The organism is Corynebacterium sp. LK33 (assembly GCF_014334955.1).
GTDB lineage: Bacteria > Actinomycetota > Actinomycetes > Mycobacteriales > Mycobacteriaceae > Corynebacterium > Corynebacterium jeikeium_D.
Genome location: NZ_PDGU01000018.1, coordinates 38,893 through 53,241 on the forward strand (window position 1 = coordinate 38,893; position 14,349 = coordinate 53,241).

Consider the following 14,349-nt stretch of genomic DNA (forward strand, 5'->3'; position numbering starts at 1 on the left):
TTTAGTTCACCACTATGTTGCCGCGTGCCCCCATTTCGGCATGCACCATCTGGTGGTCGACAAAGCGGTACGTGCCTGGCTCCGGGAATTCGGCCTCAACATAACCACCCTGCGCGGCACCGAGGTCAAGGGCTTGGGCACCGCCCACGCCGTCGTCAAGCAAAAGCGCGCCCTCCTTGTACACGCGATGGAACTGCGTGCCGACGATATGGAAGCTCGTGCCCTTGTTGGGGCCGGCGGCAAGTACCCAGAAACGTACCGTCTCACCTGCGCGAATGCGAATTGGGTGGGTGAGATACTGGTCGGGGTAGCCGTTGAACTTGTAGATATCGGGGTCCTCGGCCATGGTCTTGTCGGCGTCGGGGCCGTCCTCGCCCCAGTAGCTTTCCGACTGCACCAGAAGAACCTCGTGGTCAACATCAGTGAGATTCGGTGGGTCGATGATGACGGCACCGTGCATACCGGCAGCGATGTGCATGGACATGGGCATGGTTGCGCAGTGGTACATCCAGATGCCCGCGCGGTCAGCACGGAAGCGGTACTCAAGCTTCTCACCAGGGGCGATGTCGCGCATTGGCTCGTCCGGCGAAACAATGCCGGCGTGAAAGTCGATGGAGTGACTCATGGTGCCGTCATTAATGAGCGTGACGACGAACTCGTCGCCCACCTTGCCGCGCAAAGTTGGCCCCAGCGGTTTGCCGTTGTAGACCCAGTGCTGCTGCTCGACGCCAGGGGCAGCGTAGCCAGTGAATTCGCTGGCCCGCAGCGTGACGTGGTGAACCGTGGCGTCCTCGGCGGGTTCTAATAGCGGGTTGATGGTGGGGGAATCCGGGCCGGGTAGCTCGCCGACATTCCCGAGTGCGCCTGGCGTGGCATGGCCGGAGTGGCTGCCGTGCTCGGTGCGGTGTGAATGATCCGAACCACCTGCATTAACTGTGAGCGTCATGCCCATCTGGCGGTGGCCAGCAATGGTGCACCAACCGTCAATGTCGCCAGGGACGACCGGCACTTCGATGGTGGCGGAGTCGCCGGGGGAGACTCGGCCGGTGTCCTCGCCGGTGGCCAAGCGCAGATCGTGGACTTGGGAATCCGCGTTGACCATGGTGATGACCAGGCGGTCGCCGGGGTTCGCCTCAATGACGTTCGGGGTATAGGTCATATCGTTGGCAGTGACCGTGACCTCGACGGTTTCTCCGGTGGGCGCAACATCACCGGTGGTTTCAATGCTGCTCGTACCACCACCGCTACCGCTCAGCGCAACGCCGACGGTTACTACCAGGCCTAATACAGCCAGAGCAGCGGTAGTTTGAGCACCGAGACGACGCGCGGTTGCTTGCAGCTCGACCAGCTTCGGCGATGCTTCCTTGTTAGCTCGTGCCTTCTGGCGTTCCTTCAGGGCACCAATCTGTGCCTTTGCGGCCCGGCCGACAAGCGGTAGGTAGGACACTAATGCGAGGGAGACCAGCGCGGAGACCGCCACCTTGGTCCACGACGGCAGTGGTAGCAACCACAGTGCCAGACCAATATTGATGGTCGACCAGCGGAATGCGCCCGCGCGGTCAAGTTCCTTCATACCGGCTGAGACTGGACCAGCACCTCCGCCGATGGTTGCGGGCAGGAGTTGGCTCATCATGCCGATTAGCAGTTGTGCACCGAAACCGATTACCAGCGGCAGCGTGAGGGATGAGATTACGAAGCCGTCGTCAAGCGCCTTGACTGTGGCGACTGCGAGTGTGCCGATTAGCCATACGATGGCGGCCGCGACAGACAGCGCCGGGTAGCTGAGGCGGTCGCGGGGGTCTTTAGCGACGGTCATGACGTTGTGCGCCCACGGGATGGCGGCTATGACCCAGCCGATAGTGATGATGCCAAGGCCGACCGAGGCGATCCAGTTGATGCTGGTCAGTGCACCGATCGCGGTAATCGCGATACCTATGAGCTGTATTGCTAGTGCCAGCTTCGGGCGGGAATGCGGCGACATCTGGGTTCGCCACAGCGCTGGGAACATGGTGACGAGCGTGCCGCAGGCCGCGAGCCCGAGGAAGCCAATGAGGTTGACGGCTTCGTGTGCCAATAGGAGGTCGTCGTGAAGCGCTTTGCCCTTCGGAGATGCGAGGATGGCGCCGAGTGCAGCGCCGATGGGCAGTAGGCATGCCGACGCGACGTAGTGCGCAACGGAGATGGCGAATGGCCGATCGCGCTTCGCTACCAGGTCGCGTCCGAGGGAAATCGCATGCCATGCGACGGCGACGCCGACGACCGCCGCGCCGACGATGGTCACTGGCCACCAGTCACCGAGCTTGCCGACGACCGTTGCGACAATACCTACGTTGAGCAGGTAAATATTTGCCAACTGAATCTTCCGATTGCCAACGGGCACGTCGATTTTCAGTAGCTTTTCGGTGAAGTGGCGGCCCCAGATGAGGATGGAGTTGGTGACGGCGCCGAGGGTAAAGAGATGCACCAACAGCCAACGGCCATCGGTGACGAAAGGGTGAATGAGTGCTGCCACAATGATGGAGGCGAACCACCAGCGCACTGGCACACCGGCCTTGCGATGCCAGGACATGCGGCGCTTCTTGCCAGGCTTAGTAGGCGGTTTGGTTGTGGGGGATTGGGGTTCTGGTGTGGCGTGCGACGACATATATCAATAATACGCATACTGGGTGCGCATTTAATATGGGCGCATGTAAGAGTGCTTTTATTTGGTCGGGTCTTCGCCGTTTTTGTGGGCCTGCCAGAACTATGTGGTCTTCTGTGTCTGACCCATCCGGTTTTGAATCAGCATCAGGGTAGTAAGGAAGGGCTTCCGGGTGATGAAAGCGCGTGCCCGACGCGTTGATGATGTGCTCACGGGGAAGTGTAACCCTTTTGTCAAAAAAGATTGTTTGAGTATTCACGCAAATACTTCCTTGAATAAACATCTCAATAAAGGGGTGATTGTGCATTAATTGCAATCGTCAGGAAGTGGTTACGTTAGAAGCTAGTTTGTACAGCTAGTTAGATGAATGTAAACAGATTGAAGCTTCAGTAAGCAGTTGGTGAAACGTTGTTTTACCAGGGAGAATGATGAGTGGTAAAGGTGGCTTTTTGGCTACCCGAACGATGGGGTAGCCCTTTGTAGTAGGGGGCTGTAAATGTAGTTCATATCGCATAGTATGCCAAGCCTGTGGAACGCATTGTGCGTAAGAAAATTTAACCAGCAGTAAAAGGCATAAGAATGTTTATCCGAGACTGGAAGCAGCTCGCCTGGTGCGTATTTGACGTACTCGCCTGGCTGATTGCGCTGTCCGCCGCTAACGGAATCGTCCGCGGTGAATTGGTATCTTTCTCTGAAATATCAGGCACTAATTTTTTGGTTGTCGCTGTCGCCGTGGCCGTCATCGTCCTGCTCGGCCTGCTGCTCGGGGAGTACACCAACCCACAACGCGTATGGCCCGGCAGTCGAACTGAAGATATTGTTCTGCTGAGCATCAGCATGGGCGGCGCTACCGCAGCCACTGGGTTAGCTCAAATCCTGAAGACCTTCCCGGAAATTGCGTGGTACGTTCCGTTCGCAGGCGGCTGTGTCGCAACTTTGGCAAGTATCTATACCCGAACTCTCGCTCGCTGGATTACCAACAACTTTGGCTCCCGTCAGACGGATGATCGCTTGATTGTTCTCGGTGCAGGCCGTCGAGCCAAATTCTTTATTAACAGCCTTACGGATTCCGGTATCTCCCGTGAGAACCGCTTCCACTTGGTTGGAATCGTCGATCCCAAAGAAAGCGGCGAGAACCATATTTCTCGTATCCATGGTCTCCGCGTGATTCGTGGAATTGATCAGCTGGGTGAGCTCGCATCGCGTACTTCGGCGCAGTCGGTCATCATTGCGACTGATGAGCCACTGTCCACTGAGTGCATCAACGTCCTCAACCACATTTGTGAGGAATCGTCGCTGCGCCTGCTCATTCTGCCGCCGGTGGAAGAGTACTCGCGCCACCGTGGTGCTGTCGCTACCTCGCAGGTGCGCGAAATTAACATCGCCGACCTCATTGGCCGTCAGCCTCTGCACCTGGATGAATCCAAGGTCGCTTCCATAATCCGCGGTAAGAAGGTGCTGGTCACCGGCGCTGGAGGTTCTATCGGTTCCGAAATCTGCCGACAGGTTCACCGCTTTGAGCCGGCAGAACTGATCATGCTGGATCGCGATGAGGGCGGCTTGCATGCCACGCAGCTGTCGCTGACGGGTTCGGCGCTTCTCGACGGCTCCGATACCGTCCTGGCTGATATCCGTGACGCGGAAATGCTGACGCAGATCTTCACCGAGCGCAAGCCCGATGTTGTCTACCATGCTGCAGCTCTCAAGCACCTGCCACTGCTGGAGAGCTATCCCGCAGAAGCAGTGCAAACCAATGTAATCGGAACCCAGAACGTCCTGGATGCAGCGGCTGCGGCTAACGTTTCAACCGTTATTAATATTTCCACGGACAAGGCTGCGAACCCGGCCTCGATTCTGGGTGAATCCAAGCGCGCTGCGGAACGTCTGACTGCGCACATGGGGAAAACTCACGAAGGTGTCTGGGCATCTGTCCGCTTCGGTAACGTGTTTGGCTCGCGCGGTTCGGTCATTACGACTTTCCAGCGTCAGATTGAAGAGGGCGGCCCGGTGACGGTGACGCATCCTGACGTTCAGCGCTACTTCATGACCATTCCGGAGGCATCGCAGCTGGTGCTGCAGGCTACCGTTATTGCAGAGTCCGGTGAGACTCTGGTGCTGGAGATGGGTAAGCCGGTCAAGATTGCTGAGCTGGCGGAGAACCTCATTAGGCTCCATGACGCAGACGTAGAGATTGTCTACACGGGTCTTCGTGACGGTGAGAAAATCTCCGAGGACTTGGTTGATGACCGCGAGGTTCCCAAGATCGGTGATCGTCATCCGCTAATCACTGAGGTACGTGTTGAGCCGGAACGGCTGAATTCGCGGATTCTCCCGTGCACACATAATCACGATGCTGCACGTCGTTGGCTTGCAGAGCACGGTGGGGCGCAAAGCAGTATTGAGGCGCATCCCACCGGTGCACAATCACTTGCAACCGCTAGCTCGAAAGCAAAATAGTTAGGATGACTCCCCACCGTGACAACCACCAGCTCCTCTAACTCCGGGCAGCTGGCGCAAAGAGTTCGAACAGTTGCGACGATTTCGGCAGCTTCAGCGCTCGCCGCAGTCGTCGCCTTTGTGGTCAGTATTCTTTCCGCGCGAGTGCTGGGGCCCGCCGGTCGAGGCGAGGTCGCTACCGTTTTGCAGTTCGCCTATATTGTGGCGCCATTCGTCGGATTTGGGGCCGATCGGCTTTTGCTGCGCCGCGATGATTACGACCACGGTCTCATTCCGAGTGGTTTCGCCATGACTGTGGTCGCTCTGATTGCCTGTGCCATCGCAGGAGTCGTCTACGGACCGTGGACGGCAATGGCCGGCGTCGTCGCCTTGGTTACCGTGTCATTTTCCATGGTCCGTGCCATGGCTATCAGCCGCCATCGAGTGTCCTTCTTCGTCGCAGTATTCGTCGGTTTTCAGGGCTCAGTACTGCTAATAAGCGCTGCGCTCTATTTCGCCGGAGTCGAGGACTGGCGCTGGTGGGCTGCGGCCTATATCTTCCCGGCACTGCCACTGGCAATCTGGTCGCTAGCGAAGTCACGCAAACACACCGATTCTCGTGTTGGCGGAGTGGTAGAGACGGCACGAACAAATGCCCCATTCATCGCATCGGGTCTGGGGCCGTTGACGACCACACGCTTGGGTCGCGTTTTGCTGCCGGCGCTGGCCTCACCGGCGTCGTTAGGTCTTTTTGTAGTCGTGGCGACGGCGACGGAACCGCTGTACTGGATCGCGCAGTCAGTCGCCGATCAGCGCACCAGCGACCAGAGGGGTCGCGAACTCACCCCATCTCGTGTGCTCCGACACCTTGGCATAGTCACTGCAGCGTACGGAGCACTTGGTGCGCTCGGTGGGGTGGCACTCTACTTCCTTATCGTGCCGGTATTCGGCCATGAGTTTGAGCCTGCCCGGGAGTTGGTGCTGCCACTGACTATCGCGGCCGTGGTGCTCGGCTGCTACCGACACCTGTGCGGTGAAATTCTCGGCAGTGACAATCCCCGTCGAATTGGCCGAGTGGAACTTATTTCCGCCGTCATCGCTGTCATTTGTTACCCGATTGGCATTCTTCTCGGAGATGCCCTCGGTCTCGCGTGGACCAGCGCAGTTGTCTATTTTGCAGCAGCCGTGGTCGCGGTAGTGGCGCTAATGCGGCCAAGCGAAGGCCAGAAGAATCCATCAACTACCACCGAAGAACTCCCCGTCGACGTAATCGAGGAAGCCTAAACAATGCGAATCACTTATATCCACCAGCACTTTGTTCTCCCCGGTGAGCCGGGTGGTTCCCGACCCTACGAGTTTGCGCGCCGAATGGCCGCCGCAGGCCACGAGGTGACAATGATCTGTGGTCGCGATGAGGCCATGGATAAAACTGTTGATGGTATCCACGTGCGTCGTCTAGCGATTCCGTACCGCAATGAAATGTCGAAGCGCGAGCGTATCGTCAGTTTCTTGAACTTCCTGGTGCGCGCCTCCGCGGTCGCTGCCCGTGTGCCTGCCGACGTGATCTACGCGTCCTCGACCCCGCTGACTGTGGCGGTTCCGGGAATTGTGGCGAAGTTTACCCAGCGTACGCCGTTGGTGGCGGAAATTCGTGACCTGTGGCCAGAGGTGCCGATCAAGTTGGGCTACCTCAATAATCCGGTGGCAATTTTCCTGGCCAAGCAGCTGGAGAAGGCATTTTATGCGGCATCGAGCGAGGTCGTGGCGCTGTCGCCGTCGATGGCCGATGGCGTCAAAGAGGTCGCTCCGAAGAAGCGCGTGACCGTGATTCCGAATGCGTCGGACTTTGAGCGTTTTGATGTCCCGGCCGAGCAGCGTGCTGCTTTCCGAAAGGAGCAGGGCTGGGGCGATGACGTGGTAGCTGTCTATGCCGGTGGTTTTGGCATGTCCTACCAGCTGGAGTGGCTTGTGGATTTGGTGGCGCAGCTGCGTCGTGATGGCGTGGAGAATGTGCGTTTTGTCCTGCTGGGGCAGGGAAGCGACTCGGACGCGTTGTACCAGCGCGCCGAGAACGCTGGCCTCAATGCCGATGCGATGTTCCTTGGCCGTCAGCCGAAGGAAGATGTCGCCAAGTACGTGTCTGCCGCCGATATCGCGCTATCGCCGCTGCGTGATGACCCCTGCCTGGAGGGCAACTCCCTGAACAAGGTCTTCGATGCCATGGCCGCATCGCGTCCGGTGGTGTTCAACCACGGTGGCTGGCTGGAGGAAGCTGCAACCGAGCACGATGCCGGTTGGCGTCTCTCGCGCGATATTCCGACCGCGGCCAAGCGATTCGCTGAGATCATCTCCGACCGCGATGAGCTGCGTGCAGCTGGACAGCGCAACCGCGAACTGGGTGAGAAGCGTTTCGCTCGTGACAGCCTGTACAACCAGCTCATCGAGGTGCTCAACCGCGTCCGAAAGGTGCAGAAGTAATGACTAACGCCGACGCTAACAAGCCCAATGAGCGGATCTTTCTTTCGCTCGCGACAGTCACCGAAGCAGAAGAGCAGGCCGTCGTTCGCGCACTCCACTCTGGTTGGGTGGCTCCGTTGGGACCCGAGGTAGACGCGTTTGAAGCGGAGATTGCCAAGCGCTGCGGTGTTGAGCACGCGCTCGCGCTGTCTTCCGGTACCGCTGGTCTGCACTTGGCGCTGCTTGCGCTGGGGATCGGTGAAGGCGACTACATTCCGGTTTCCACCATGACCTTCGCGGCCACGACCAACGCCATCGCTTACGTTGGCGCTACGCCGGTGTTTGTCGATGCGGCAGAGGACGGAAACATCGACCCTGAACTGCTGCTCCGCACCGTCGATGAGCTGCTTGCCGAGGGCAAGAGCGTTCCCGCCGTGATGATTGTGGACCTCTTTGGCCGCTGCGCCGATTACCCGGCCTTCGCGCCACGCCTGGAAGAACTCGGCATCGCGCTCATCGAGGACGCCGCCGAGGCGCTCGGTGCCAGTGTCGATGGTCAGCCGGCCGGCAGTTTCGGCCGTGCCGCCGCGCTGTCTTTCAACGGCAACAAGATTATGACCACCTCCGGCGGTGGCATGCTGCTGTCCAACGATGCCGATCTCATCGCTCGCGCGCGCTACCTGTCCACCCAGGCGCGTCAGCCCGTCGCTTGGTACGAGCACACCGAAATCGGCTACAACTACCGGCTTTCCAATCTCCTTGCCGCACTGGGGCGGGCGCAGCACTCGCGTCTGGACGGCATGATTGCTCGCCGCCGCCAGATTCGCGATGCGTACATCGATCTGCTCTCCTCGCTTGACGACGATGCCCCTGGTAAAGGTACCCGCTTGCTCTCTGACTCCGACGAGCGTTTCACCGAGAACTGCTGGCTGACCTCGATTGTGCTGCCACAGGAGGCCGTCGACAAGGGCGTGCTGACCCCGGACAGCGTGATTGCAGCACTTGGTGAGGCCAAAATTGAGGCTCGTCACCTGTGGAAGCCGATGCACCTGCAGCCGGTGTATGAGGGCGCGCGGGCGACCATCAACGGCACTGCTGAGAATCTTTTCTCCCGCGGCATTACTCTTCCTAGTGGTCCGGCGCTGGACGATGACGACGTCGCGCGGGTGATTGGTGTTTTGAAGGAAGTGCTGGGATGACTCCTACAGAGGTAGCTGGAGAAGCTGTAAAACAGCGAAAACCAATACTGCAGTCGCTGTTTATTGTGGTGGCCGCGGGAATGTTTGCTGGTGTTCTCTACGTTGGCGACACGACGATGAAGGACGTCTCTTCGGCGCTTCCTGATCTCTCTCTTGCATTGCCGATTTTGGTAATCGTTGCAATCCTTACAGCCATCGGCACCCCAGAAGCGCAGCGCCAGAGTTGGCTGAATGCGATGAAAGGCGCTGGCAATGTAAAGCAGTGGCCGATGGCCGTGTGGGCATTAGTGGCTTTCTATGCCTGGTTGTTCTGGATGATGCTGTCCGGACTGTGGGCCCCCGAAGCTGCCGAAGTTGCTCCTGTCGTTACTGCGTTGATAACGCTTGGGCTCATCGCCACGATGTCAGCAATACTGTTCTATTTGCATCCTCAGGCACTGGTATGGCTGTGGTTAGCAGTAGCCATTTGCTCGCTTATTTTTCTCTACGGTGGCATTACTGGTCCGAAATATGTCGGGCGCATGACGGCGTTCGGCGGTGGACCGAATGTCTTTGCCCGTTTCATGCTGTACGGCATCGCGGCAGCTGTGTTTTTCATGCTGTGGCGTAAGTTCATGTGGGCAGCTCTCTTGTTCGCTGCACCATTTGCTTACGGTCTCGTTGCGTCGGGAAGCCGCGGTGTACTGGTTGCTACCACCGTGGTAGTCCTCTTTACCGCTATAGCTGTGTTTTTTCACTGGGGTTGGAAGTGGGCGACTGTTTTTTACGTCGCAGTCGCCGCAACGGTCGCGTATGGATACTCGCGGTTCATCGCAGGTACCGAGATTGAAGAGTACTTTAAGACGCGCTTTATCCAGTTGACCTTCGAAAAAGAACATGATTCCGGACGCGGTCATCTCCATGATGAAGCTTTCCGAATCATGGGTGAACACCGCATCTTTGGTGGAGGCCTGCATAGCTTCGTTGTGCTGTCGACACCGAGGTCTTCACGTCCATTGGAGCATCCGCACAATATCTTCTACACAGTCGGATCTGAAGCGGGTGTCATAGGTATCGGTCTGTTTGTGATTGTGCTGGTTGTGCTGGCAATCGCCTGTCGCCACCTATTCAAGTTTCTTCAAGCTGGTCTGACCGCAGCTGTGGCGTTAGCGGTTCTTGTGGCACAGGTTTTTTCCGGCTACTACTACGATTCCCGTTCGCTATGGCTATTTGGCTTTGCAGCAGCATTTACAATGCTGAGCCTACGGCGCCGCGCGCAGGACACAGCATCGGCAGAACCAGAGTTGGATGAGCAGCCGCAACCAGAACCCGCAGCCGAGCCCGAACCAGTCATGGTCACCGATACCGCGGAGCCGGTTGTGCCGGAGCTGGAGCCAGCGGTGGCCGTCGTCAAGCAAAGTGCGCCTGACAACCAGAATGACCACAAGAAACTGCGCGTTGCGGCAGCGTCGTTTGCCGCGGCCGGTGCAGTGGGTGCAATCGGATGGCTGGTCAGGAACCGTTCCAATGCGGAAGTCGATGCGCGTGCTGAAAAGCTCTTGCGCGAAATGTTCAACGAAAAGTAGGAGATGACCAATGGATTCACCGAGCATCCGCGCGCAACGGGTAATTAAGCGTGGCGTCGACATCGCGGCATCTGCAGCAGGCTTGATTGTGCTGTCGCCAGTTATGGGCGCTACAGCTCTGGCAGTGCGACTTTCCATGGGAAAGCCAGTCCTATTCCGCCAGGAACGCCCGGGCCAGGATGGTGAGCCGTTTAATATCCTCAAGTTTCGGACGATGCACCACGTCAATCCGGCAAAGGGGCTTGTCGACGATGCGTCCCGCCTCACGGAGGTAGGAAAATTCCTTCGGTCCACAAGCTTGGACGAACTCCCGGAGCTCTTTAACGTTCTGCGTGGAGACATGAGCCTCGTTGGCCCGCGCCCGCTGCGCATGAAGTACCTAGAGCGCTATTCGCCGCGCCAAGCACGCCGTCATGAGGTGACACCGGGAATTACGGGGCTTGCCCAGGTCTCGGGCCGCAATGGCATCACCTGGGAAGAACGTTTCGAGTACGACGTGCAGTACGTGGATAATTGGTCGCTCCTGCTCGATGCAAAGATTCTGCTCGACACGATCTTGGTGGTGCTCAAGCGCGAAGGGATCTCGGAAGAGGGGCAAGTGACTATGACCGAGTTCACCGGTTCGTCGGAGAAGGACGTCTCGGCTAGCGCAGGTTCTTAATCACACTTGCAGGAACACCGGCGACAACGGTGTAGTCATCGACATCGCTAGTAACTGCGGCTCCGGATCCGATGTACGCTCCCTCGCCAACGGTGAGGCCGGGGTTGATTACGGAGTTGGCGCCTAGGGTGCAGGCTTCGCCAAGCGTGACAAAGCCCGACACGGCATTGAGCGGGAAGATTGTGCAGTAGTCCCGCAGCACCGCATCGTGGCCAATCGTGACATTCATATTGATTTGGGCGTGCTTGCCTACCTCAATATTGCAGGTCAGGCGCGCTCCGGGGCAGATGACGGTGCCCTCGCCGAGCGTGACCAGCGCGCCGATGCTGGTGTCTGGGTGGACCAGAGTCGCAGGCACGAGCCCTTCGGTATCTGCGCGTTGCGCAATCGAACGTCGAGCTGCGCCGCTGCCGATTGCGACTGTGTAGTAGACCCCCTCGGGTAAGTCCGCGAGGATTTCGGTTTTGCCCAAGAGTTGCACACCCATTTTGTGGAAAAAGGTCATATCTGGGGTGCCATCATCAATAATGCCTAGGATTTCCCACTGCGGTGGTAGGCCGTTGGCTGCTGCGTAGTCGTTGATGTCCTTGATGAAGCTGACCACGTTTCGCCCAAAACCACCAGCGCCGACGATGACAATCTTTTCGGTTGTCGCGTTGTTGATCCACTGCTTTGGCATGAGTGTCATTATCCCACTGATAGCCGTATTTAGCCGGAGTGCGTGACCCCGAATCCACCTACCACCAGTAGGTGGGATACCGAAGGCCGCGCAGTCGATTTGCGAGGATGCCAAGCACCACGATCATGATTGACGAAGCGAAAATGAAGCCTATGAAGCGGAAGTCGTTGGCAAGCCCATGGCCGTGTGGCATTAGCACGGTGACCATAGCGGTAGCGGTGGCAGGGGAGTGCGCCGCGCGAGCAAGAAGCATGAGCGCGAAGGCAACGCCGGCGGCAACCGCTGCAGCAATGATGGTCGAACCCAACATGTGCAGAGTTGCGATGCCAGTCGTGCAGCCGATGAGGTGTCCGACCACGACATTTCGTGGCTGAGCCAGGGGTAAGTTCGGTGCGCCGACGATAAGTGCCATGGCAGCGCCAATAGGGGGCAAAAATAGCAGGTCAGAGACAGAAGTTGAGATGAGCGCCAGGGTCATCAGCGGCAGGCTCACGGCTACCGAGGCGGCGATAATATGGCGCAGCGGAGGGCGAGGTGGCGCTTCGCTGGCAATCCGGAGCCGCTTCGGGGACCGTGAATTAGACATGAGAACGATGTTAGGGTGTGCTGCCTCATCCGCGTCGCGGTTCGAGGTTTTTATCGAAATAGAAGTTTAAATGGGGTGGCTCCCAGGTCTCCCAAGCCTCCAAAGCCGAACCAGACCCGAACCAACCCCGACCATTTTCACCGGATATGACACACTTAAGGGCATGGAGCCTATCGATGTCGCAATCCGGGATGAGTCCATCCGTCTCGGGCAATTCCTGAAGTTGGCAAACCTGGTGGAAACGGGCGGTCTGGCCAAGGAACTCATTGCCGAGGGCCAGGTCAGCGTGAACGGTGAGGTCGACACTCGCCGTGGCAAGGTGCTGCGTCCAGGGGACGTCGTCTCTGTTGCCGGTATGTCGGCACGCGTGGCCACCGCCGATGAAGTCGATGATGACTACTTTGATGAGGCCACCGCCGACGATGACTTTGATCCTGAAAAGTGGAGGAACTTGTAACTCATGCCCGCATTTCCCGCCGAATTTGGCATGCCCCTGCGCGTAGATCTGCTCTCCGCCGCACCGCGTAAGACCGAGCGCTTCTACCGCGGCGTTCTTGGGTGGGCTTATCGCAATACCGCGCCAATCCATGAGGATGCCCGCGAGGCATCCGCTGGTCGCCGCGTTGCCATGCTGTCCGGAATGCCGGTGTCGGTGCTGCTTGAGGCCGATAAGGACGCTGAGGATGCCTTCGTCAACCAGTGGCGCGTGAATTTCCATGTCGACTCCGCCGCTGGTGCCGTCGAGAAGGCGCGTGAGCTCGGCGCCGAGGTCTTCCAGGAACCGACCCCGCTTGTCGACGGATCCACGATGGCCGTCGTTTCCGACCCCGCCGGTGGCCTCATTGGACTTTTGGAACAGCCGGGTGAGCAGGCCTTCATTGCAGCGGGCGAGCCCGGCACCCCGGTGTGGTTCGAGCTGGTCGCAGGCCCGGAGGAGACCTTTGAGCAGGTCGCGGACTTCTACCACAACTTCTTTGGCTGGGAAATCGCAGTGCGCAACAAGAACGAGCACGGCACTTTCGCAGTTGCGATGGAAGACGGGGCGCCGTTCGCTGGCTTGGTAGCCAGCTCGGTTGCTGCACAGACCGATGCGGCAGATAAGAGCTTCGTTGGCTGGCTGGCCTACCTTGGCGTGGAGAACATCGACACCGCTGTCGCCAAGGCTGAGGAACTGGGCGGTTCCGTGCTCGTTGCCCCGCAGGCTACCGAGTTCGGCCCGCTGGCAACCGTGCAGGATCCGTGTGGTGCGGCAGTTGTACTCTGCGAGGTGCCGCTGCCACCGGAGGAGGACATCCGCGAGTCCGACCCGCTGGAAGGCATTGACCTCAGCCAGTTCCAGTAGGCGCTAGAGCTCTTCTTCGTCGTCCTCAGGGTCCTGTTTTCCGGTGTAGTTAACGTGTAAAGGATCGTCTTCGTTTTTGGGTGGTTTGCTTACGCACTCGCGAATGCCATCAATGTGTTCGCTAAGGCTATCGGTAATCGGGGCCCACATCGGGTCGAGAATGAAATCTATCCCAGATCTGCGGGCATGTTTGGCTGCAGGGACGAAATCACTGTCGCCCGAAATCATGATGATTTGATTTACATGTCGTTGTTCAGCAAGAGAAGCGATGTCGAGACCGATTCGCATGTCCACTCCTTTCTGAGAAATATCAAGGGTGAAATCATTTTCGGTCAGCTGTGAAACATCGATAGTGCCACGGCAAAGCTTCTTGAGCGGAGCCTCTTTTAGGGTGTACCCACCTTGAGTTTCAAGAGGCTCTCCTCTTCTAATCGCAACCTTTCGTTTTTTAGCCAATGCAGCGAAGAAGTCATTGGTCCAGGTAAAAAGTTCACTTTTACCAAGGTTGACTTGCTGCTGGAGCAATGGGTGATAAACAACCCGCTGTGACGGTGGGCAGTCGTAGTAAAAGATTCGGTACAGTCCAGCGCGCGATTCACGTATATGGCGATGGCAGTACTTGACCAGTTCATCAGCGCGATCCTCTGCGGTCTTATGACCAAACAGTGTTGCCGCACGTTTGCGGTAAAAGCCACCATCAACAAGCACTGCTGTAGTGATCTCGCGTAAAGGCACAGCTCGCGCAGCACTATATCTGTTTCTACTCATATTTCTTGGCCCTCC

The 14,349-nt window shown here is 58.1% G+C and carries 12 protein-coding genes; 8 read left to right on the top strand and 4 right to left on the bottom strand.

Features of this window, described 5'->3' with window-relative positions; all coding sequences use genetic code 11:
* Position 1: 1 nt before the first annotated feature.
* Positions 2 to 2,569 carry a multicopper oxidase domain-containing protein gene (locus CRD20_RS05465; RefSeq protein WP_255468738.1) on the bottom strand — a complete coding sequence of 856 codons (2,568 nt, stop codon included), beginning with the start codon at positions 2,567 to 2,569 and terminating at the stop codon, positions 2 to 4.
* 651 nt (positions 2,570 to 3,220) lie between these two features.
* Here CRD20_RS05465 and CRD20_RS05470 point away from each other — a divergent pair.
* The 6 genes from CRD20_RS05470 to CRD20_RS05495 are packed head-to-tail and all read left to right on the top strand — an operon-like array spanning position 3,221 to position 10,959.
* Positions 3,221 to 5,098 (top strand): polysaccharide biosynthesis protein, encoded by a 1,878-nt coding sequence (locus CRD20_RS05470; protein ID WP_187405006.1) that lies wholly within the window; start codon positions 3,221 to 3,223, stop codon positions 5,096 to 5,098.
* A gap of 18 nt (positions 5,099 to 5,116) precedes the next feature.
* The gene (locus CRD20_RS05475; RefSeq protein WP_187405007.1) at positions 5,117 to 6,361 is read left to right on the top strand and encodes a hypothetical protein; all 1,245 of its coding nucleotides are present in this window, start codon (positions 5,117 to 5,119) and stop codon (positions 6,359 to 6,361) included.
* A gap of 3 nt (positions 6,362 to 6,364) precedes the next feature.
* The gene (locus CRD20_RS05480) at positions 6,365 to 7,555 is read left to right on the top strand and encodes a glycosyltransferase family 4 protein (RefSeq protein WP_187405008.1); all 1,191 of its coding nucleotides are present in this window, start codon (positions 6,365 to 6,367) and stop codon (positions 7,553 to 7,555) included.
* Complete coding sequence (locus CRD20_RS05485) at positions 7,555 to 8,733, top strand: DegT/DnrJ/EryC1/StrS aminotransferase family protein (RefSeq protein WP_187405009.1); 1,179 nt, start codon at positions 7,555 to 7,557, stop codon at positions 8,731 to 8,733. Before CRD20_RS05480 ends, CRD20_RS05485 begins: the two co-directional genes overlap by 1 nt.
* Positions 8,730 to 10,298, top strand: a complete 1,569-nt coding sequence (locus tag CRD20_RS05490; protein ID WP_187405010.1) for an O-antigen ligase family protein — start codon at positions 8,730 to 8,732, stop codon at positions 10,296 to 10,298. The genes CRD20_RS05485 and CRD20_RS05490 overlap by 4 nt, the downstream gene beginning before the upstream one ends.
* A 10-nt stretch (positions 10,299 to 10,308) precedes the next feature.
* Positions 10,309 to 10,959, top strand: coding sequence for a sugar transferase (locus CRD20_RS05495; RefSeq protein ID WP_187405011.1), 651 nt, complete (start codon positions 10,309 to 10,311; stop codon positions 10,957 to 10,959).
* Here the strand turns inward: CRD20_RS05495 and CRD20_RS05500 are convergent.
* Both CRD20_RS05500 and CRD20_RS05505 read right to left on the bottom strand, forming a co-directional pair.
* The gene (locus CRD20_RS05500; RefSeq protein ID WP_187405012.1) at positions 10,943 to 11,638 is read right to left on the bottom strand and encodes a NeuD/PglB/VioB family sugar acetyltransferase; all 696 of its coding nucleotides are present in this window, start codon (positions 11,636 to 11,638) and stop codon (positions 10,943 to 10,945) included. The genes CRD20_RS05495 and CRD20_RS05500 overlap by 17 nt on opposite strands.
* 58 nt (positions 11,639 to 11,696) lie before the next feature.
* The gene (locus CRD20_RS05505; RefSeq protein ID WP_187405013.1) at positions 11,697 to 12,224 is read right to left on the bottom strand and encodes an HPP family protein; all 528 of its coding nucleotides are present in this window, start codon (positions 12,222 to 12,224) and stop codon (positions 11,697 to 11,699) included.
* 163 nt (positions 12,225 to 12,387) lie between these two features.
* On the opposite strand from CRD20_RS05505, the gene CRD20_RS05510 reads away from it, so the two are divergent.
* Entirely contained in the window at positions 12,388 to 12,681 is a 294-nt protein-coding gene (locus tag CRD20_RS05510) for an RNA-binding S4 domain-containing protein (protein ID WP_005510922.1), read from the top strand.
* A 3-nt stretch (positions 12,682 to 12,684) separates the two neighbouring features.
* Positions 12,685 to 13,566, top strand: coding sequence for a VOC family protein (locus CRD20_RS05515; protein ID WP_005510913.1), 882 nt, complete (start codon positions 12,685 to 12,687; stop codon positions 13,564 to 13,566).
* A gap of 3 nt (positions 13,567 to 13,569) precedes the next feature.
* Here CRD20_RS05515 and CRD20_RS05520 read toward each other — a convergent pair whose 3' ends face one another.
* Positions 13,570 to 14,334, bottom strand: a complete 765-nt coding sequence (locus CRD20_RS05520; protein WP_070652688.1) for an NYN domain-containing protein — start codon at positions 14,332 to 14,334, stop codon at positions 13,570 to 13,572.
* Positions 14,335 to 14,349: the final 15 nt, after the last annotated feature.